Here is an 18,781-nt window from a genome sequence, read left to right on the forward strand (position 1 = left end):
CGGGGGCCGCGGCTCAGTTCTGTACCGACATGGTTACCTCAGCGTCTGCGCACTCCGAACCAGCCGGAAGCGAGATAGGGTGATGCAAGCATCGTAGCCTCCGTTGTATCTGTGACGATGACTAAACTATGGGTAGGCGCACTCAGTGCGTCAACGGCCGATTCGCTAGACGAATCTTTAGGTTGTGGAGCCTGTCCACAGTTTTTCCACAGGCTCTCCGGCCATGTTAAGCTGGCGTAAAGAGGGCGGCTGGGGCGTTGACTTCATTGTGTCGTGCCGGTGTCTTGCCTATAAAGCAGGTCTAGGAAATTAGGCGCCGACCATCTCCAGCGATGGGGCGCGCGTTGCGGTGAGGAATGCGATGGTCGACTACGCCCTGGCACGCCTGAACATGGTCGAGAGCCAGATCCGGACCAACAAGGTCACCGACCCTGCCCTGATCGATGCCTTCGACACGATTCCGCGCGAGCTGTTCGTGCCCAAGTCGAAGCGCGGCATTGCGTATGTGGACGAGGCGCTTGAGGTTGGCGGCGGCCGCTACATGCTCGAGCCGATGGTTCTCGCGCGTCTGCTGCAGGCGGCCCTGCCCAAGCCGGGCGACGTCGCCCTGGATGTGGCCTGCGGCACGGGCTACGCGACGGTGGTGCTGTCGAAGCTCGTCTCGGTGGTCGTCGGCGTGGAGGAGGATGCGGATTTGGTCTCGGCCGGCAACGCGAATCTGGAAGCGCTCGCCATCGACAACGCGGCGATCGTGAACGGACCGCTCGCCCAGGGTTATGGCAAGCAGGCACCCTACGACGTCATCCTGATCGACGGCGGAGTCGAGACGGTTCCGCAGAAGCTGTTCGACGAGCTGGCCGATGGCGGTCGTCTCGTCACGGTGGAAGGCGGGTCACCGACCGAACCCGGCGTCGCCGTGATGTACGAGAAGCTCGGCGCCCATATCGGCCGGCGCATTCTGTTCGATGCGGGCACGCCCATGCTCGCCGGCTTCCGCAAGGAGGCCGGGTTTGTCTTCTGATCTCGGGACGCCATATACCCGCGATCCCGCTCTCCCAGGGCACTTGCAAGCTGAAAGGAAGCCCATGACCTCGTTCGCGAAGTCACTCCGTTCGTCGGCCGCGGTCGTGGCCCTCCTGGCAGGCATCGCCGTCTTCGGCGCGCCGACCGCCCAGGGGCAGACCCTCGAAGAGGCGCTGGCGCTGGCGTACGAGACGAATCCTGAGCTGCTGGCGGCCCGGGCGAACCTGCGCCGGACCGACGAGACCGTCACCCAGGCCAAGGGCGGCTGGCGCCCGAACATCAGCGCGTCCGGCAGCTTCGGCGTCACCGACGTGAACGCCGAGACCCGCGGGGTGAGAACCACAGACGATCATTCCTTCCCGCTGACCGGCTCGCTGACGGCGACCCAGCCGCTCTATACGTTCGGCCGCGTGGACGCGCAGGTGGACGAGGCGGATGCCAACGTGGAAGCCGAGCGCGCCGGCCTGTTCCAGGCCGAGCAGAGCACGCTGTTCGATGCGGTGGTCGCTTACGTAAACGTGATCCGCGACACCTCGATCCTCAATCTGCAGATCAACAACGTCCAGCGCCTCGACAAGCAGCTCGAAGCCACCAACGACCGCTTTCGCGTCGGTGAGGTGACCCGGACCGACGTCGCCCAGTCCGAGGCGCGGCGCGCCCGGTCGACGGCGGACCGCACCCAGGCGGAGGGCAATCTGATCGCCTCGCGCGTGGCGTTCGAGCGGGTGATCGGCACCGTGCCGACGACCCTGACCGAGCCGACGATCCCACCGGGCCTCCCGGAGACCCGGGATGCGGCGGTCGATATCGCGGTGCAGGAGAGCTACACCCTGATCCAGGCGAAGTTCCAGGAGCTCGCCGCCCGGCACGTGGTGTCCCAGGCCGAGGCCAACCTGCTGCCGCAGATCAACCTGGTCGCCCAGGCGGAGCAGACCTACAACACCAGCGGCGCCGACAACGAGGTGAGCCAGCTCTCCGCGGAAGTTCAGGTCACGGTGCCGATCTACCAGCGCGGCGTGGTCTATTCGCAGGTCCGCTCGGCGAAGGAGAACGTCAATCGCGTGCGCCTGCTCGTGGATAACGAGCGCCGCGCCGTGGTCGAGAGCGCGGCGAGCGCCTACGAGGACTACAAGACCGCCCTGGCGCAGATCGATTCGCTGCGCTCGGAAGTGAATTCCGCCGAGATCGCCCTGGACGGCGTGCAGCAGGAAGCGACCGTCGGTGCCCGTACTGTGCTCGACGTGCTCGACGCCGAACAGGAGCTGCTCGACGCCCAGGTGAGGCTGGTCACCGCCGACCGCAACGCTATCGTCGCGGCCTTCTCCCTCCTGGCTTCCCTGGGTCGGCTCACCGCCCAGGACCTGGCCTTGCCGGTGGAGGTCTACGACTATGACCGTCACTACCTCGCGGTCGAGTCGAAGTATTACGGCACCGAGCCTCCGGGACGCATGCCGGGTAACTGACGGCGATTCGCGTGAAGTATTGGCCCGACAGAGGTTTATGGGCTAGTCTTCAGATTCGAATGGACCGGACAGCCAGGGTCGCCGGGGCGAAAGCATGAGCGATACACAAGAACCATCCATGGAAGAGATCCTGGCGTCGATTCGCCGGATCATTTCCGAGGATGGGGACGACGAGGAAGAGGCACCGGCGGAAGAAGAAGCCGTCGAGGAAGCGGAGCCGGATCCAGAGCCGGAACCCGAACCTGAACCTCTTCCCGAGCCCGACCTGGAACCTGAAGAGGAAGAAGAAGAGGAAGAGGACGTCCTCGACCTGTCGGATATGGAAGCCGACGAGGAAGAGGAGGCCGAGCCTCTCTTCGATGAACAGCGGTATTCCCAACCGCAGCCGGAGCCCGATCCGGAACCCGAGCCCGAGCCGGAGCCGCTTCCGGAACCAGAGCCCGAGCCCGAACCGGAGCCCGCGCCTCAGCCGGTCTACGCACCGCCGCCTCCGCCGGCACCCCGTCCGGCTCCGCAGCCTCAGGGGCTGGTGTCGCCGTCCCAGGCGCAGGAGACGGTGCATTCCTTCTCCGAGCTGCAGGCAAAGCTCAACGAGGACTATCAGGAGCTGCCGCTCGGCAACGGCGCGGTCACCCTGGAACGTCTGACCCGCGAGCTGATGCGGCCGATGCTGAAGGACTGGCTGGATCAGCACCTGCCGTCGATGGTTGAGCGTCTGGTGCGCGAGGAAATCGAGCGCCTGGTGATGCTGTCCCAACGCCGGGACCGCTGGTAGCGCCGATATCCGCCCCGAGCCGCGCGGCGAGGGGCGGAGACCCTCCCGAAATCTGCCGGCCGGGTGTGGCATTTCGCGCCCGCTTGGCCTATGAACGGCCTCCGTCGTCATTGAAGCACGTGGACGGCCCCGGATCCTGTCCGGACGGCACCGTCCCTGCGCCGGTCAAGGACCCGACAGATGCTTGAGAAGACCTACTCCCCCGCCGATGTCGAGGCCCGGCTGTACGGCCGCTGGGAGCAATCCGGCGCCTTCGCCTGCGACCCGGCCTCCAACGCGGCGCCCTACACCATCATGATGCCGCCGCCGAACGTCACCGGCAGCCTGCATATGGGCCATGCGCTGACCATGACGGTGCAGGACATCCTGACCCGCTACCACCGTATGGCCGGCCGCGACGCCCTTTGGCAGCCCGGCACAGACCACGCCGGCATCGCCACCCAGATGGTGGTCGAGCGCAATCTCGGCGCGAAAGGCATCGACCGGCGCGACATCGGCCGCGAGGCGTTCGTCGAGAAGGTCTGGGAATGGAAGGCGCAGTCCGGCGGCACCATCGTCAACCAGCTCCGCCGGCTGGGCGCCAGCCCGGACTGGGAGCGGGAGCGCTTCACCATGGACGAGGGGCTGTCGAAGGCCGTCCTCAAGGTCTTCGTGCAGCTCTACAAGGAAGGCCTGATCTACCGCGACAAGCGGCTGGTGAACTGGGACCCGAAGATGGTCACGGCGATTTCCGATCTGGAGGTCGAGCCGAAGGAGGTCGACGGTAATCTCTGGCATTTCCGCTATCCGCTGGAGAGCGACCCGAGCAAGTTCATCATCGTCGCCACCACGCGCCCGGAAACCATGCTGGGCGACACGGCCATCGCCGTGCATCCCGAGGACGAGCGCTACAAGGACCTGATCGGCACCTACGCGATCCTGCCGCTGGTCGGCCGGCGCATTCCGATCGTCGGCGACGAGTATGCCGACCCGGAGCAGGGGTCCGGTGCAGTGAAGATCACCCCGGCCCATGACTTCAACGACTTCGAGGTGGGCAAGCGCCACAGCCTCGAGATGATCAACATCATGGACGCCCGGGCGCATCTCAACGACGAGGTGCCCGAGAAGTACCGCGGCATGGAGCGCTTCGCCGCCCGCAAGGCCGTCGTCGCCGACATGGAAGAGGCGGGGCTGCTGGAGAAGATCGAGCCGCACCGTCACATGGTCCCGCACGGCGACCGCGGCGGAGTGCCGCTGGAGCCCTGGCTGACCGACCAGTGGTACTGCGACGCCGCCACCCTGGCGAAGCCGGCCATCGAGGCGGTGGAGACCGGCAAGACCGTCTTCGTCCCGAAGAACTGGGAGAAGACCTATTTCGAATGGATGCGCAACATCCAGCCCTGGTGCATCTCGCGCCAGCTCTGGTGGGGCCATCAGATCCCGGCCTGGTACGGCCCTGACGGTGAGGTCTTCGTCGCCGAGAGCGCCGAAGAGGCCGCTGCCGCCGCCGAGACCCATTACGGCAAGGCCGTGGAGCTGACCCGCGACGAGGACGTGCTCGACACCTGGTTCTCGTCGGCCCTGTGGCCGTTCTCGACCCTCGGCTGGCCGGACAAGACGCCGGAGCTGGACCGCTACTATCCCGGCGACGTTCTGGTCACCGGCTTCGACATCATCTTCTTCTGGGTCGCCCGGATGATGATGATGGGGCTGCACTTCATGAAGGAGGTGCCGTTCCACACCGTCTACATCCATGCCCTGGTGCGCGACGCCAAGGGCCAGAAGATGTCGAAGTCGAAGAACAACATCATCGACCCCCTGGACCTGATCGGCCAGTACGGCACCGACGCCCTACGCTTCACCCTGGCCGCCATGGCCGCCCAGGGCCGCGACATCAAGCTGGCCGAGGGCCGGGTCGAAGGCTACCGCAACTTCGCCACCAAGATCTGGAACGCCGCCCGCTTCTGCGAGATGAACGGCTGCAAGGTCGACCCGGATTTCGATCCGGCGTCCTGCACCGAGACGGTGAACCGCTGGATCGTCGGCGAGGTGGCCAAGACCGCCGAGGCGGTCGCAGGATCGCTCGACGCCTACAAGTTCAACGAGGCGGCCGCGGCCCTCTACCAGTTCTTCTGGGGCACGTTCTGCGACTGGTACCTGGAGTTCACCAAGCCGATCCTGCAGACCCCCGAAGGCGGCACCGAGCACCCGAGTGCCGCCGAGACCCGGGCGACCACGGCCTGGGCGCTGAACCGGGCGCTGCACCTGCTGCACCCGATCATGCCGTACATCACCGAGGAGCTCTGGGCGAGCTTCGGCGAGGAGAGCGAGCAGCTTCTCGTCTCGCGCCCCTGGCCGGCGCTATCGGCCGATGTGATCGACGCCACGGCCTCGGCCGAGATGGACTGGGTCGTGCGGCTGATCTCGGAGGTGCGGTCGATCCGCGCCGAGATGAACGTACCGCCCTCGGCGCAGATCCCGCTGCTGCTGATCGGCGCCAGTGCCGAGACCGCCGCCCGTGCGGAGAAGTACGGCGACCTGCTCACCCGTCTGGCCCGGCTGTCCTCCATCGAGACCGGCGGCACCGCTCCGGCCGGTGCGGTGCAGGGGGTGCTGGACGAGGCCACCCTGGTGCTGCCGATCGCCGACGTGATCGACATCGCCCAGGAGCGGGCGCGCCTGTCGAAGGAGATCGCCAAGGCGGAAGGCGAAATGGCCAAGATCGACAAGAAGCTGTCGAACCAGGGCTTCCTCGCCAAGGCGCCGGAAGAGGTGGTCGAGGAGAACAAGGACCGGCTCGCCGAGGAGACCGAGCGCCGCGACCGGCTGGCCGCCGCGCTGAGCCGCCTGGAGCAGGTCGGCTAGGCGCCATGGCGCCGGCGGAGGATGCGCCGATCGTCGTGATCCTCCACGGCATCGGCGAGTCCCGATGGAACATGCTCGGCATCGCCCGGGCACTAAGGAAGGCGGGCTTCGAGGCCCGCCTTTTTGCATACCCCTCCCTGCGTTACGACACCTCAGCGCTGGCCGACCGGCTGTCCGCCCATCTGCAACGGATCGGGGTTTGGGCCTCAGGCCGGACGGTCCATTTCGTCACCCATTCCATGCGCGGATTGGTGCTCAGGGACTACCTCGCGTCCGGTGCGATGTCGCCAGGATGGACGGGGCGCGCCGTCATGATCGGCCCGCCGAACCGGGGTAGCGAAGTTACGGATTTAATGTTCACTTTCAGCCCGTACCACTGGTTTTACGGCCCGGCCGGCCGTCAGCTCACCACCGTTTGGCAGGACGCGAATGTCGACCGATCCGGCTACCCGGTAGGGATCATCGCCGGGATGCGGGGTGGCTCTATCCGGTGGCCCGATTCCTGTTCTCCGGCCCCCATGACGGCCGGGTAGCGGTGGATCGTACCCGGCTCGACGGCATGGCCGATCACATCGTTCTGCGCCCGTCACTCACGCCATGCTGCCGTGGCGCCGAGAGGTCCACCGGCAGATCGTCGCCTTCCTGCGAACCGGCCGATTCACGCGTGGATCGGCTCTTTCCGCCGGGCCGCGCGGAGCCGGGAGGCAACCGCGATCAGAGTTCCGGCGATCACCCCGGCGGTCAGCAGCACCGTCTCCGGGCGAAAACGGGTAACGTCAATCAGACCCAGGTGAAACGCGGCCTGTTCCAGGGCCATACCGATTACCGGTAGCAGGGTGCAGCAGGCGACGTAGTTCTGCGATCCGACCAGCCGGGTGGACCAGAAGGTGAGGAACATCGACGGGCCGCGCAGGAACACGCCCACCAGAACGGCCGAGACGATGAGCGGGGCGCTCCACTCCACATCGCCCACGCCGCCGACCTCCAGGACCCGCAGGGCCAGGAACAGGCCGGCGGTCACCAGCAGGACCGCACCGGTAAACCGGGCGCGGCTGCCGGGCTCGGTGCCCGTATTGTCGGGATGACGCTCGGCCATCAGGGTACCGGCAACCAGGACGATCTCGTTCAGAATCATGAGGATAACCGCCGGATTGGCGATCCCGCCCTCCAGGCTGACGACCAGCGGGGCGATGGCGGCGAGGATGACCGCATGGCCGAGCCATTCCAGGCGGGCGGGGCGGCGGCCGAAGACGAGCCAGACGGCGACCGCCACCATCGGCATGTTGATCGCGCCGAGGACGCCCGCCTCCATGGCGCTGACATGGACCAGCACGGCGGTGAAGAGGGCGGCGGAGAGGACCCGTAAAACCCCGAGAATCCAGGTACTTGGCCGCGCGAAGCTGCCCAGCGACACCCGGCCGTACCCGCCGATCGCCAGCAGACTGACCCCGCCGGCGCAGAGCTGGATGAAGGTATAGGCCCAGGGATCAAAATCGTATCGAACCAACAGGATACGGCTGATTGCTATCAAAGCGGACCAGGACAGGATGGCAGCGGCGGTGACGAGAACAGCGGGACGCATCGGACACCTCATCGGGAGCTCGATGCTCCCGTATAGGACACCCGGACGTCGGTTTTCGTTCCACGAATTCGGTTCTGGCGTTACAAATTCGTTTCATGAACTGGGACGATCTTCAGGCCTTTCTCGCCGTGGCCCGCACCGGAAGCCTCCGCCGGGCGTCGATCGAGCTCGTGGTCAGCCAACCGACCGTCGCCCGGCGCCTCCGGGCGCTGGAGGAGGATCTCGGCCTGCAACTCTTCGAGCGGGACCGCGACGGCCACCGGCTCACCGAGGAGGGGGCGGAACTGCTGCCGGAGGTGCGGGCGGTGGAGACCTCCGCCCTGCGGGTCGAGCGCCGCGCCCGCGACAAGATTCGCGGCCTGGCCGAGACGGTCCGGGTCGAGGCGATGGAATGGCCCGCCGCCCTTCTGGCCCGCGGGCTCGGCACGCTGCCGGACGGGCCGCGCGTGGAACTGGTGCTGTCCGGCGATACCGTCGCCGTCGCCGCCCGGGCGCCGGAGGTGGTCGTGCGCCACGGCATGCCGACGATCGGCGAGGGTCTGACCTGGCGGATCGGCGCGATCGCCTGCGCCGTCTACGGGCGGGCATCCTTCGCCGAGGGCCGCTCCCGGCCATTGGATCGGTCGGATCTCGCCGCCCTGCCATGGCTGACCTTCATCGCCGAGCAGCAGCATTACTCGGCCATGCAGTGGATCATGGCGCTGACCGGCGACCGGCCGGCGGCGGCGCGGCTGTCGCGCACCGACCAGATGGCCGCCGCCGTGGCCGCAGGGGTCGGGGTCGCGGTCCTGCCGTGCTTCATCGGCAACACGCTGCCCGGTGTAGTGCGGCTGTCGGCGGAGATCGCCGAACTGAAGGCCGATTACTGGGTCGTCGCCCGCCCGGAGCTGTCCAATAACCCGTCGGTGCGCAGCGTCGCCGGCTGGATCGCGAGCTGCTTTCACGCCGCCCAGTTCGAGAAGAGCTAGAGCCGGGTCACCGCATCCCGGAAATCGCCCCAGCCCTGCGGCGCATCGTCGCGGGCGACCAGTTCGACCTCCACGTCAGGCAGCGGCGCGAACCCGTCCTCCGCACCGAGCGCCCGCATGTCCGGGGTGAGGGTGCTCTGGGCCAGGATCGCCACCGCCATGTCGCCGGTCACCGCGATCTGCAGTGCCGACAGGGCCGGGCTGGAACAGACCAGCCGGGTCGACCGGCCCAGCCGCTCCGCCGCCTCGGCCGCGAAACGCCGGAACAGGCAGCCGGACGGAAAGGCGGCCACGGGCAGGGGCGTGCGGGTATGCGCGCTGCCGTCCCGGGCGCCGGCCCAGACGATCCGCTCGCGCCGGACCAGGGTGCCCCGGGCGCCGTGCTGCGGATCGCGGGTCACCAGGGCGACGTCGATCCGGCCTGCGGCCAGCTTCTCCAGCAGGATGTGGCTGAGATCGCACTCCACCTCCAGGTCGATCTGCGGATGGGTGCGCCCGAAACTCGGCAGAATGCCGGCGAGGAAGCTGGTGGCGTAATCCGCCGGGGTGCCGATCCGCAGCAGGCTCCGCTTGCGCGCCGGGGTGAGGGCGCCCATGGCCTCGTCATGCAGGTCCACCATCCGCCGGGCATAGCGGGCCAGGGTCTCGCCGGCGGCGGTCGGGCGCAGGTTCTGCCGCTCTCGAATCAGCACCGGCGATCCGACCGTCTCCTCCAGCCGGCGGATCTGCATGCTGACGGTGGATTGCGGCTTCCCGGTCAGGGTCGCAGCCGCATTGAACCCGCCCTGATCGAGGACGGTGAGAAAGGTGCGCAGGGCGGTGACATCGAGCATGCATCCAAATTAGTGATCATCGAGATCAAAACAACTCGTTTGATTGATTGATAGCCGCCGCATACCTGCCAAGGCCGACACCAAGAGGAGTTGGCCATGGGCTTCGTTGCCGTCGAAATCATCTTCGTTCTGATCTGGGCCTTCGGGTTCATCTCGGTCGAGCTCGCGCTGGTGGATGGCGGGCCGTTCATCACACTGACCATCCGGCTGTGGATCGCCGCCGCGCTGCTGCTGCCGTTCTTTGTCCGCGCCCGGCACCGGTTCGACCGGAGCCGGTTGAGCGATGCGGTGATCCAGGGGCTGACCGCCCAGGCGTTCTGGCTGATCTGCATCTTCCAGAGCCAGGCGCTCGGCGCCCGCCCCGGGGAGGTGGCGCTGATCGCCGCGCTGCAGCCCCTGGCGACGGCGGCCCTGGCCGGTTGGGTGGTCCGGGAGCCCACCGAACCGCGTCACTGGCTCGGCCTGGCGCTCGGGCTCGCAGGGACCGTGCTGGTGATTGCGCCCGGAGCGGAGGGCAGCCGTGGCATGGCCCTCGGGCATCTGGTGGCGGCGGGGGCGGCGATCACCATGACGGTCGCCGTCCTGCACCGACGGCGCCGTGGCGAGGCCGGGGAATCCTCGCCCCAGGGCGCGTCGGACGGGTTCGCCCAGCTCGCCATGCAGTTCGGGGTGGCCGCCATGGTGATCACGCCGATCGCGGTGTTCCTGGAAGGTTGGCAGGCGACCTGGACGCCGCTCTATGCCGCTAACATGGTCTGGCAGGTCACCGGACAGTCGATCGCCAGTTTCGGACTGCTCTGGTGGCTGCTCGACCGGGCCAGTGCCGTGCGGGTCTCCAGCCTGTTCTACTTTACCCCTCCGGTAACCATGGTGCTCGGCTATCTGGCCTTCGGCGACCGCATTGGATGGCTTGACGGGGCCGGGATGGCGCTGGCCCTGATCGGGTTGATCGTGGTGCGGATGCCGATTTCCAGGCGTTCTCGCGCGCGCTTCCCTCGTCTAAGCTCGGTTTGCGAGAAAACCTGAGAACGGGGAAGACCATGGCGCGGATCGCGATCGGCGGATTTCAGCACGAGACCAACACCTTCGCGCCGACCAAGGCGGGCTGGGACGCCTTCAACATCGGCGGCGGCTGGCCGCCGGTGACCACCGGCAACGAGCTGTTCGCCGCCATGGAAGGCCGCAACATCTCCTGCGCCGGCTTCATCGAGGGGGCGCAGGCGCTGGGCCATGAGCTGGTCGCCACCACCTGGGCCGCCGCCTCGCCCTCGGCCGAGGTCACCGACGAGGCCTTCGACCGGATCACCGGCATGATCTGCGACGGCATCCGGGAGGCCGGTGAGATCGACGCCGTCTATCTCTGCCTGCACGGTGCCATGGTGACCGAGAGCCACGAGGACGGGGAGGGCGAGACCGTCGCCCGGGTCCGCGAGGTGGTCGGCCCTGACCTGCCGATCATCGTGTCGCTCGACCTGCACGGCAACATGACAAGGCGATTCCACGAGCTGGTCACCGCCTGCGTTGCCTACAAGACCTATCCCCATGTGGACATGGCCGATACCGGCAAGCGGACCGCCGCCGTGCTGGAGCGCATCCTGAAAGAGGGCAAGCCGGCCAAGGCCTATCGCCAGATCGACTTCCTCATCCCGCTGTCCTGGCAGTGCACGATGATGGCGCCGTCGGGACCGGTCTACGACCGGATGACCGCCATGGAGACCGGCGGCGTGTGGACCACGTCCTATCTGCCCGGCTTCCCGGCGGCCGATATCGCCGATTGCGGGCCGAGCATCTTCGCCTATGGCGGCACCCAGGAGGATGCCGACCGGGCGGCCGACACCATCGCCGCCGATATCCACCGCCTGGAGCCGGAATTCGCCGGCAAGATCTACGACCCGGACGAGGCGGTGGCCGAGGCGGTGCGACTGTCCCAGGGAGCGTCTAAGCCGGTGGTCATCGCCGATACCCAGGACAACCCCGGCGCGGGCGGCAACGGCGACACGGCCGGCATGCTGAAGGCGCTGGTAAACGCGGGTGTGGAGAATGCGGCGATCGGCCTGATGATCGACCCGGAAGCCGCCAAGGCGGCCCATGCGGCGGGCGTCGGGGCGGAGATCACCATCCCGCTCGGCGGCTGTTCCGGCATTCCCGGCGACACGCCGCTGGAGGCGACCTATACCGTGGAAGCGCTGCATGACGGACAGACCACCGGCACGGGACCGTTCTACAAGAACGCCAAGATGCGGCTCGGCCTGTCCGCCTGCCTGCGGATCGGCGGGGTGCGGATCGCGCTGGCGACCCACAAGGTGCAGATGGCGGACCAGAACCTGTACCGCTATGTCGGCATCGAGCCGACCGAACAGGCGATCCTGGTCAACAAGTCCTCCGTGCATTTCCGCGCCGATTTCGCCCCCATCGCCCACGAGATCCTGGTGGCGGCGGCTCCGGGCCCGATGATCGCCGATCCGGCCAAGCTGCCCTGGAAGAAGCTGCGCCGGGGCATGCGCCTGTCGCCGCTGGGTCCGGTCTGGAACGGGTGAGGGCGGGGCGCCGGTTCAGGCGCCCGTCGCCTCCGGGCTCCCGGGTTCCTCCGGGACGCGCCCCAGCTCGCCCAGCTTGCCGAGGCGGCCGACCCGTCCCACGCGGCCGATCCGGCCCATGCGCCCTTCGGTCTCGGCCCCGGGATCCTCCGCACCCTCCGACCCGCTCGCCGTCGGGGGGAGCGGCGTTCCCTTGGGTGCTTCATCCTGCGTTCCGTCATCCGCCATTTTCCGTTCCTTCCCTCGATCGGTCGCCGGTGTCACTTGGCGGGGGTCGCGCTCAACTTGTCGGCGAAGCCCTGAGCCAGGACCTGGGCGGCGTTGCCGGTGGCGAAGAACTTCGCCAGCCCGGCCGACAGAACCGTGTCGCTGCCGGTTTCCACCTCGAACTGGCCAATGGTCGACAGCGCGTCGGACAGGCCGCCGGCCGACTCGCCCCTGTCGTCGAGGGTCTTGGTCTCGCCCTTGACGACGATGTTCCCGCTCGCGGTCTCGATCACCACCGGCACGATGGCGATATCCAGGCTGGAATAGCCCAGGGTCAGCCCGCCGCCCTGCTGCGGGGCCGACGCGGAAATCGACAGGCCCATGGATTCCTGCTGGCCGAAAATCAGGTCCGCGCCGCTCATATTGCCGCAGCCCGTCAGGCCGAACCCGGCCAGAACCACCGTCACGATCGTCGATTTCATCGTCCCCTCCATTGCGCTGTCAGTCCGCCGCGGCGGACAGGGTGAAAGCCGTGTCGTTGCCCCAATCAGTGACGCCCGGACTCATGATGTGCGGGGCCGCTCCGATGCCGGCGGCGGGTCCGACCGCGCAGACATCCGGACGGGTGGCGAGCAGGTTCCGCAGGGGCGCGGGCAGGGTCCCGTCGAGCAGGGTGTCCGGGTCGATCCAGACGACGATCCGGCAGTCGTCGACCGGCAGCACGGCCATGGTCGACGACAGATAGCCGAGGGTGATGCCGCCGTTCTGGCCGATCAGTCCGACGCCGCGCAGCTCGACGATCTGCGGCAGCCTGCCCGGCGCGGTCTCGATGGAGACAATGCCGAACCTTGTGGCCTGGGAGACGCTGCCGTCACCCGACTGGATCGTGACTTGGGCGCAGGCGGTCGCCGCGATCAGCGTGAGAGGGGCGCCGAGGGCGCGAGGGAAAAAGCCCCGTGGAGGGAGGGGACGATCGGGGCGCGGATCCGCGCCGCGGGGTCGAGCGCCGGCGCGTCCGGAAGATCTCTCCCGTGAAACCGACCGCTCCGACCCCATCACCGCCTCCGATCCGAAAGGAACCGGATCGAAGGTTAGTGTGAGTAATATGTTATGTCGAGGTTAAAAACTACTTTGACGTGTTTTTATCAGCGATCTCGCACCACACCGGCGTATGGTCGCTGGCCTTCTCCTTGCCGCGCGGCTTGGAATCGATACCGGCATCGACCAGCCGGTCGGCGGCCTGGGGCGACAGCAGCAGATGGTCGATGCGGATGCCGTGATCCTTCTGCCAGGCGCCGCCCTGGTAGTCCCAGAAGCTGTATCGATGCGGGGTGGGGTCCTTGGCGCGGAACGCGTCGGTGTAGCCGAGATACAGGATCTCGCGGAATGCGGCCCGCGTTTCCGGCTTGATCAGCGCATCGCCCTGCCAGGCGACCGGGTCGTGCACGTCGTCGTCGGTCGGGATGACGTTGTAGTCGCCGCCCAGCACCACCGGCCGCTCCTCGGCGAGCAGCTCTGCCGCCCGCGCCTTCAGCCGCTTCATCCAGCCGAGCTTGTACGGGTATTTCTCGGTGTCGACGGGATTGCCGTTGGGCAGGTAGATGGTCGCGACCCGCACGCCGTCGACGGTCGCCTCCAGATAGCGCGCCTGCTCGTCCGCGTCGTCGCCGGCGAGCCGGGCGGAGACGTCCTCCAGCCCGCGCTTGGAGAGAATCGCAACACCGTTATAGCTCTTCTGGCCGTGCACGGCGCATTCGTAGCCGAGCGCCTCGATCTCCAGGCGGGGGAACCCGTCGTCGACGGTTTTGATCTCCTGCATGAGCACCACGTCCGGATCGGCCGATTTCAGCCAGTCCAGGACGTTCGGCAGACGCGCCTTGATGGAGTTGACGTTCCAGGTGGCGATCTTCATGGATTTGGCTTCATCGACGGGGGCCTTCTCGCTCGCTTGTGCGCGGAAGGCGACAGGTCAGCGCAAACCCCTGCGGATCGCAAGTGCGCAGGCCGGGACGGCCGGAGGGTCAGCCGATCGCGAAGCTGGTGCCGCAGCCGCACGACGAGGTGGCGTTCGGATTCTCCACCGCGAAATAGGCGCCGATCAGCTCGTCCTTGTAGTCGAGCTGCGCGCCGGACAGCAGGTCGAGCGACACGTCGTCCACCAGCACCTCGACGCCGTTGCGTTCGAACACGTGGTCGTCGTCGTTGCGGGTGCGGTCGAAATCGAAGACATACTGGAAGCCGGAACAGCCGCCGCCGAGCACGGAGACCCGCATCCGCAGGGCGTCGCCGTCCTGTTCCTGGGTTTTCAGGAAGGCGATCCGCTTGGCTGCGCTCTCGGTGATGCCGAAGCTCCGGTCCTGAACTGCGCCGTCGGGCATGTTTGCGTTCCTTTTAAACTCTGCCCACAAGATAAGGCGCGCGGCCTCCGGCTTCAACGGGTGGATGCGCGGGCCTCGGGCGGCCTCTGGCGGAAAGCGCCGCTAGGACGGCGGGGAGGGGGACGGTATCCTGTGCCCCGTCGGACGCCCCGACGCCTTGGCAGCACGAATCAGGTCCCGGCGGCAACCGGGCCGGAAGCATGGGATATGAGTCGCCACACGGTCACGTTCAACGCCGAGAGAGACCTCGTCGAGATCGACTTCCGCGACAGGTTCGTGACGGAAAACATCCTGGCGATCATCCACGCGCTGAAAGCCTTGCCCGATGCCGACCGCTTCCGGGGCGTGCTCTGGGACCTGCGCGAGGCGGATCTGAGCGGCCTGACCATCGGCACCCTGCGCGACGTCTTCCGCATGAAGAACGAGGGAGAGCCGCGCCAGCGGCTGCGCGTCGCCTGCGTGGTCTCCAGCCCGACCGACGCGCATATCCTGAAGCTCTGGGCGGAAGGGTTCGACGACGCGCGGCCCTATTGGCGGCGCTGGTTCTTCTGCCGGCAGGAGGCGCTGGACTGGCTGCGGGCGGAGGAGGGAACGGCGCCGTAACCGCCGCCGCCTCTATCTGTGCGCCTACCTGCCGCTACCCGTCGACCCGCGTCACCACGAGCTGCGGTACCCCGTTGCCGGTCCTGGCGAAGGAGGTTCCGCCCGGCGAGATCGTTGCCGTCACCCGGCTGCGGAAGGCGGAGAAGCTGTCGAAGGTCACCACGTCGACCGGCGCGTCGAACTCCAGGGTGATCTCCAGCCCCTGGCCCTGGCCGAGACTGCGCACCGCCAGCACGCTCGCGGCGAAGGCTTGGCCGAGATACCGGCCGGCCACCCGGTCGCCGACCTGCAGGGCGATCTCCGGCGCGTTGGAGAGCCGGGCAGACATGGCGTTCCAGGTCCCATAGCCCTGGTCGCGGGCGACCCGTTCCAGGGCGGCGGAATGGCTCATCGCGTGTCCGGCGGCCGCCTGGTCGGCGCGCAGGGCCTTCGCCAGGGCCTTGGCCTGGTCGGCGGTATGGACAGGGGGAGTGTGAAGGGGGGCGGTCATGACGGACTCCGATCCTCGTGTCCGGTCTCGCTGAGCGGGGCTCGCCTTGCCGCCGGACCGGGAGGAGGGGTCGCGTGTCGGACAGTCGTCGCGGCCGCATCGGCCGGGAGATCTTCACCATCGGGACAGTCCCGGCGAGCGGCGGGCGTCTCTCACCCGATGCCGGTGCTAAGGCGATGCCGGGCTGCTGTCAATCCTCGTCAGCCGCCCTCCTCGGCACTGTCGCGCGGCAGCAGGGCCACCTCCAGCCAGTATTCGCGCAGCGTTTTCAGCACGACAAAGAACCCTTCCAGCGTCACCGGCTTCTTGATGTAGGTGTTGGCGCCGGCCTCGTAGCAGCGGGTGATGTCCCAGTCGTCGTCGGACGTGGTCAGGATGACGACCGGGATGCGCGCCGTCCGCGGGTCTCCCTTGATCCGCGTGAGCACCTCGCGCCCGTCGATGCCCGGCAGGTTGAGGTCCAGCAGCACCAGGCCGGGTCGCGGTCGCTCGTCCGTGCCCATCGCGGCGAAATAGTCCAGCGCCTCCCGGCCGGTCTCGCAGCGCAGGATCGGATTGGCCAGCGGTCCTTCCCGCTTGAGCGCCCGCAGCGTCGCCTCGTAGTCGTCGTCGCTGTCCTCGATGATCAGGATCGGCTGGCCGTGTGAGGGTCTCATGTCCCTGTCCTTTGCAGATCGAAGAAGAAGATTGTGCCGGAACCTGGAGTGGAGTCGAACGTCAGCCGGCCGCCATGCCGCTCGACGATCTTGCGCGCGAAGCTCAGGCCCACGCCCGAGCCGGCGCCATAAGCCTTCTCGCTGTGCAGCCGCTTGAAGATCTTGAACACGCTGTCGCGGAACTCCGGCGCGATGCCGATGCCGTTGTCGCGCACGAACACAATGACGCGGTCGCGATTCCGGCCCTCCCGTACGCCGATCTCGACGTACCGCGCCCCCTGGTCATTATATTTCAAGCCGTTGACGACGAGGTTGTAGATCAGGCTGGTCAGCCGGCTGCGGTCGCCGCGTACGATCGGCAGTTCCCCAACGGTTCGGATTTCCCCATTGCGTTCCTTCAGGTAGTCGACCAGACCGGCACGCACCGCCTCGACGACTCCGCCGATATCGACCGCGTCGATCCGCAGCTCGTCGCGGCCCAGGCGGGAGAAGTGCAACAGGTCGGTGATCAGCCGATCGGCCCGCACGCAGAGCTCTTTCAGCCGGGCGATGCGCCGGTGGCCGTCCTCGTCCAGCTTGTCGCCTTGATCCTCCGCCAGGAACTGGGTGTGGTTGCTGATCGCCCGCAGCGGCTCCTTCAGGTCGTGGGAGGCGATATAGGCGAACTCCTCCAGCTCCGCGTTACTGCGTTCCAGCGCGTCGGCATGGGCGCGGACCGCCGCCTCCAGGCGCTTGCGCTCGCCGATCGCGCGGACGATGCAGCTGAAGAACTTGCCCTCGGCGGTCTGCACCTCGCTGACGGAAAGTTCCACCGGGATCTTTCGTCCGTCGGCGGTCCGCACCTCCTGTTCGCTCACCGCGCCGACCGCGGCACGGGACGTGTCGAGCAGCAGCAGATCGGCGCCGTGGCCGATGATGTCGTCGGCCTCGTAGCCGAAGATCCGGGTGGCGGCGCGGTTGAAGCTCTGCACCGTGCCCGTGGCGTCGACGGTGACGATGGCATCCACCGTCCGGTCGAGGATCGACTGCAGCCGGGCGAGGGTGGAGGCCTGGATCGCCTCGATCCGCCGGCGCCGGGCGATCAGCACGTCAATGGCTCGGGCGACCTCGCCGACCTCGTCGCCCCGATCGACCGGCAGATCGATCTCGCTGCGCCCCGGATCGCTGGTCCGCAGGTCGGTCGCCAGGCGGAGCAGGGGGCCGGTAAGCCGGCGCGAAATGAAAAAGCCGGGAACCGCGACGAGCAGGATCAGGCCGAGGGCTAGGACGATGGCCTTGCGCCGGGTCTCGAACACCTCGGCCAGCAGGTCCTCGCGGGTCTGGCTGAGGGCGACGGCCAGGGTCGGGGCGATGGCCACGTCCGGAGCGAAACGCACGGTGGCGACCACCCGGTCGTCATAGATCTTGGCCGTCGGACCGTGCGGATCGGTGCCGTCCTCGCGGATGGCGCGGCCGAAGGCACCCGGAAGCCGGTCGCTCCCCTGCGCCAGCACCAGGGGATCGACCACGCCGGCGGCACTGCGGTGAACGAAGTCGCCGGCATCGGTCACGATGAACAGGTCCGGAGAGGGCGGGATCTGGGCCAGAATACCCTGGATCAGGGCACCGAAATGGGCGTTGATCAGGACGAAACCGAACGGCACGCCGCTGGAATCGACGACCGGGGTGACCGCCCGCAGCATCGGGTTTTCGAATTCCGTCCGGTCGAAATCCACATTCGGCGTGATGTCGGAGAAGTACACCTCGCCGGGCGCCAGGGTCAGGCTCTCCTGGAAATACGGCTGCGAGGCCTTGGTTTGAAGGTCCTCCTCCTCGGTGGTCCGCAGGTGGCCGTCCTTGTCCCGATCGACCCGCACCAGTTCCAGCCCGTCGCCCGCCAGCCCGATATAGCGCATCTGCACGTAGTCGACCCGCTTGGTCATGGTCGAGGTGAAGATGGCCTCCAGCCGGTTGCGCCATTGCGCGTCGGTGGAGCCGTCCGCCGGATCGATCCCGCCGTTGCGGCCGCTGCGGATGATCCCCTGCACCGGCGGCATGCGGGACACCGTGAGCACGTCGTTGCGAAGCTGCTCGACATTCAGCTTCACCTGGGTCGCCACGAGCTGGGTCTGGAACATCAGGCTGTCTGTGGCCTTGGCGACGGTCAGCCGTTCGATCCACACGAAATAGCTGATGCCGGAGACGGCCGTGGCAACCACCACGGCAGCACATACCAGCAGTAGATATTTCGCTCGAAGGGTCAGGGACAGGGTTCCCGCCGGCGACGTTCTCACGACCACGTGGCACCTCCAAGGTTCCAGTCATGCTACATCACGCGCCGGCCGGATACCGAACAACTTGTTGAAATCACCATTATTTTTTTGTAATTATTGACCGTCGCAGGAGGGGCGCGAAGCGCCGGATTAAGGTTTAATTAGATATT

The 18,781-nt window shown here is 67.4% G+C and carries 19 protein-coding genes; 9 read left to right on the plus strand and 10 right to left on the minus strand.

The window, feature by feature from the left end:
- The first annotated feature begins 361 nt into the window (after window positions 1-361).
- The 5 genes from T8K17_RS17865 to T8K17_RS17885 all read left to right on the plus strand — a co-directional run bounded on the left by T8K17_RS17865 (window position 362) and on the right by T8K17_RS17885 (window position 6,638).
- Window positions 362-1,021: a protein-L-isoaspartate O-methyltransferase gene (locus T8K17_RS17865; protein WP_322331089.1), complete on the plus strand. Its 660-nt coding sequence runs from the start codon at window positions 362-364 to the stop codon at window positions 1,019-1,021.
- Window positions 1,022-1,085: 64 nt separating this feature from the next.
- A complete protein-coding gene (locus T8K17_RS17870; protein ID WP_322331090.1) occupies window positions 1,086-2,486 on the plus strand; it encodes a TolC family outer membrane protein in 1,401 nt (466 codons plus the stop codon).
- Between the two features lie 118 nt (window positions 2,487-2,604).
- Window positions 2,605-3,261 carry a DUF2497 domain-containing protein gene (locus T8K17_RS17875; protein WP_322331091.1) on the plus strand — a complete coding sequence of 219 codons (657 nt, stop codon included), beginning with the start codon at window positions 2,605-2,607 and terminating at the stop codon, window positions 3,259-3,261.
- Between the two features lie 180 nt (window positions 3,262-3,441).
- Window positions 3,442-6,105 (plus strand): valine--tRNA ligase, encoded by a 2,664-nt coding sequence (locus T8K17_RS17880; RefSeq protein ID WP_322331092.1) that lies wholly within the window; start codon window positions 3,442-3,444, stop codon window positions 6,103-6,105.
- Window positions 6,106-6,110: 5 nt separating this feature from the next.
- Complete coding sequence (locus T8K17_RS17885) at window positions 6,111-6,638, plus strand: hypothetical protein (RefSeq protein ID WP_322331093.1); 528 nt, start codon at window positions 6,111-6,113, stop codon at window positions 6,636-6,638.
- 125 nt (window positions 6,639-6,763) lie between these two features.
- Here T8K17_RS17885 and T8K17_RS17890 read toward each other — a convergent pair whose 3' ends face one another.
- Entirely contained in the window at window positions 6,764-7,687 is a 924-nt protein-coding gene (locus tag T8K17_RS17890) for an EamA family transporter (protein WP_322331094.1), read from the minus strand.
- Window positions 7,688-7,782: 95 nt separating this feature from the next.
- On the opposite strand from T8K17_RS17890, the gene T8K17_RS17895 reads away from it, so the two are divergent.
- Window positions 7,783-8,655 (plus strand): LysR family transcriptional regulator, encoded by an 873-nt coding sequence (locus tag T8K17_RS17895; RefSeq protein WP_322331095.1) that lies wholly within the window; start codon window positions 7,783-7,785, stop codon window positions 8,653-8,655.
- Here T8K17_RS17895 and T8K17_RS17900 read toward each other — a convergent pair.
- On the minus strand, window positions 8,652-9,488 hold the full coding sequence (locus tag T8K17_RS17900) for a LysR family transcriptional regulator (protein WP_322331096.1): 837 nt from the start codon (window positions 9,486-9,488) through the stop codon (window positions 8,652-8,654). The two genes, T8K17_RS17895 and T8K17_RS17900, sit on opposite strands and share 4 nt — an antisense overlap.
- Before the next feature lie 96 nt (window positions 9,489-9,584).
- On the opposite strand from T8K17_RS17900, the gene T8K17_RS17905 reads away from it, so the two are divergent.
- On the plus strand, window positions 9,585-10,514 hold the full coding sequence (locus tag T8K17_RS17905; protein ID WP_322331097.1) for a DMT family transporter: 930 nt from the start codon (window positions 9,585-9,587) through the stop codon (window positions 10,512-10,514).
- 14 nt (window positions 10,515-10,528) lie between these two features.
- On the plus strand, window positions 10,529-12,025 hold the full coding sequence (locus tag T8K17_RS17910; RefSeq protein ID WP_322331098.1) for a M81 family metallopeptidase: 1,497 nt from the start codon (window positions 10,529-10,531) through the stop codon (window positions 12,023-12,025).
- Between the two features lie 15 nt (window positions 12,026-12,040).
- On the opposite strand, the gene T8K17_RS17915 is transcribed toward T8K17_RS17910, so the two are convergent.
- The 5 genes from T8K17_RS17915 to erpA form a co-directional block, all read right to left on the minus strand.
- Window positions 12,041-12,253: a hypothetical protein gene (locus T8K17_RS17915; RefSeq protein ID WP_322331099.1), complete on the minus strand. Its 213-nt coding sequence runs from the start codon at window positions 12,251-12,253 to the stop codon at window positions 12,041-12,043.
- A 32-nt stretch (window positions 12,254-12,285) separates the two neighbouring features.
- Complete coding sequence (locus T8K17_RS17920) at window positions 12,286-12,714, minus strand: hypothetical protein (RefSeq protein ID WP_322331100.1); 429 nt, start codon at window positions 12,712-12,714, stop codon at window positions 12,286-12,288.
- 19 nt (window positions 12,715-12,733) lie between these two features.
- Window positions 12,734-13,288: a hypothetical protein gene (locus T8K17_RS17925; RefSeq protein WP_322331101.1), complete on the minus strand. Its 555-nt coding sequence runs from the start codon at window positions 13,286-13,288 to the stop codon at window positions 12,734-12,736.
- Window positions 13,289-13,358: 70 nt separating this feature from the next.
- Window positions 13,359-14,144, minus strand: coding sequence for an exodeoxyribonuclease III (locus tag T8K17_RS17930; RefSeq protein WP_322331102.1), 786 nt, complete (start codon window positions 14,142-14,144; stop codon window positions 13,359-13,361).
- A 109-nt stretch (window positions 14,145-14,253) separates the two neighbouring features.
- On the minus strand, window positions 14,254-14,610 hold the full coding sequence (erpA, locus tag T8K17_RS17935; protein ID WP_322331103.1) for an iron-sulfur cluster insertion protein ErpA: 357 nt from the start codon (window positions 14,608-14,610) through the stop codon (window positions 14,254-14,256).
- Between the two features lie 207 nt (window positions 14,611-14,817).
- Between erpA and T8K17_RS17940 the strand changes: the two genes are divergently transcribed.
- On the plus strand, window positions 14,818-15,213 hold the full coding sequence (locus T8K17_RS17940) for a hypothetical protein (protein WP_322331104.1): 396 nt from the start codon (window positions 14,818-14,820) through the stop codon (window positions 15,211-15,213).
- Between the two features lie 34 nt (window positions 15,214-15,247).
- Here the strand turns inward: T8K17_RS17940 and T8K17_RS17945 are convergent, their stop codons facing one another.
- The 3 genes from T8K17_RS17945 to T8K17_RS17955 form a co-directional block, all read right to left on the minus strand.
- Window positions 15,248-15,703: a glyoxalase superfamily protein gene (locus tag T8K17_RS17945; protein WP_322331105.1), complete on the minus strand. Its 456-nt coding sequence runs from the start codon at window positions 15,701-15,703 to the stop codon at window positions 15,248-15,250.
- A gap of 200 nt (window positions 15,704-15,903) precedes the next feature.
- A complete protein-coding gene (locus tag T8K17_RS17950; protein WP_322331106.1) occupies window positions 15,904-16,359 on the minus strand; it encodes a response regulator in 456 nt (151 codons plus the stop codon).
- On the minus strand, window positions 16,356-18,638 hold the full coding sequence (locus tag T8K17_RS17955) for a sensor histidine kinase (RefSeq protein ID WP_322331107.1): 2,283 nt from the start codon (window positions 18,636-18,638) through the stop codon (window positions 16,356-16,358). The genes T8K17_RS17950 and T8K17_RS17955 overlap by 4 nt, the downstream gene beginning before the upstream one ends.
- Window positions 18,639-18,781: the final 143 nt, after the last annotated feature.

The organism is Thalassobaculum sp. OXR-137 (assembly GCF_034377285.1).
GTDB lineage: Bacteria > Pseudomonadota > Alphaproteobacteria > Thalassobaculales > Thalassobaculaceae > Thalassobaculum.

What these genes read in the sequence shown, in the direction of transcription:
- T8K17_RS17945 (WP_322331105.1), bottom strand. Translation starts at nt 15,703, where the DNA reads ATGACCGCCCCCCTTCACACTCCCCCTGTCCATACCGCCGACCAGGCC.
- T8K17_RS17865 (WP_322331089.1), top strand. Translation starts at nt 362, where the DNA reads ATGGTCGACTACGCCCTGGCACGCCTGAACATGGTCGAGAGCCAGATC.
- erpA (WP_322331103.1), bottom strand. Translation starts at nt 14,610, where the DNA reads ATGCCCGACGGCGCAGTTCAGGACCGGAGCTTCGGCATCACCGAGAGC.
- T8K17_RS17940 (WP_322331104.1), top strand. Translation starts at nt 14,818, where the DNA reads ATGAGTCGCCACACGGTCACGTTCAACGCCGAGAGAGACCTCGTCGAG.
- T8K17_RS17880 (WP_322331092.1), top strand. Translation starts at nt 3,442, where the DNA reads ATGCTTGAGAAGACCTACTCCCCCGCCGATGTCGAGGCCCGGCTGTAC.
- T8K17_RS17895 (WP_322331095.1), top strand. Translation starts at nt 7,783, where the DNA reads ATGAACTGGGACGATCTTCAGGCCTTTCTCGCCGTGGCCCGCACCGGA.
- T8K17_RS17950 (WP_322331106.1), bottom strand. Translation starts at nt 16,359, where the DNA reads ATGAGACCCTCACACGGCCAGCCGATCCTGATCATCGAGGACAGCGAC.
- T8K17_RS17905 (WP_322331097.1), top strand. Translation starts at nt 9,585, where the DNA reads ATGGGCTTCGTTGCCGTCGAAATCATCTTCGTTCTGATCTGGGCCTTC.
- T8K17_RS17890 (WP_322331094.1), bottom strand. Translation starts at nt 7,687, where the DNA reads ATGCGTCCCGCTGTTCTCGTCACCGCCGCTGCCATCCTGTCCTGGTCC.
- T8K17_RS17930 (WP_322331102.1), bottom strand. Translation starts at nt 14,144, where the DNA reads ATGAAGATCGCCACCTGGAACGTCAACTCCATCAAGGCGCGTCTGCCG.
- T8K17_RS17925 (WP_322331101.1), bottom strand. Translation starts at nt 13,288, where the DNA reads ATGGGGTCGGAGCGGTCGGTTTCACGGGAGAGATCTTCCGGACGCGCC.
- T8K17_RS17900 (WP_322331096.1), bottom strand. Translation starts at nt 9,488, where the DNA reads ATGCTCGATGTCACCGCCCTGCGCACCTTTCTCACCGTCCTCGATCAG.
- T8K17_RS17875 (WP_322331091.1), top strand. Translation starts at nt 2,605, where the DNA reads ATGGAAGAGATCCTGGCGTCGATTCGCCGGATCATTTCCGAGGATGGG.
- T8K17_RS17885 (WP_322331093.1), top strand. Translation starts at nt 6,111, where the DNA reads ATGGCGCCGGCGGAGGATGCGCCGATCGTCGTGATCCTCCACGGCATC.
- T8K17_RS17915 (WP_322331099.1), bottom strand. Translation starts at nt 12,253, where the DNA reads ATGGCGGATGACGGAACGCAGGATGAAGCACCCAAGGGAACGCCGCTC.
- T8K17_RS17910 (WP_322331098.1), top strand. Translation starts at nt 10,529, where the DNA reads ATGGCGCGGATCGCGATCGGCGGATTTCAGCACGAGACCAACACCTTC.
- T8K17_RS17870 (WP_322331090.1), top strand. Translation starts at nt 1,086, where the DNA reads ATGACCTCGTTCGCGAAGTCACTCCGTTCGTCGGCCGCGGTCGTGGCC.
- T8K17_RS17920 (WP_322331100.1), bottom strand. Translation starts at nt 12,714, where the DNA reads ATGAAATCGACGATCGTGACGGTGGTTCTGGCCGGGTTCGGCCTGACG.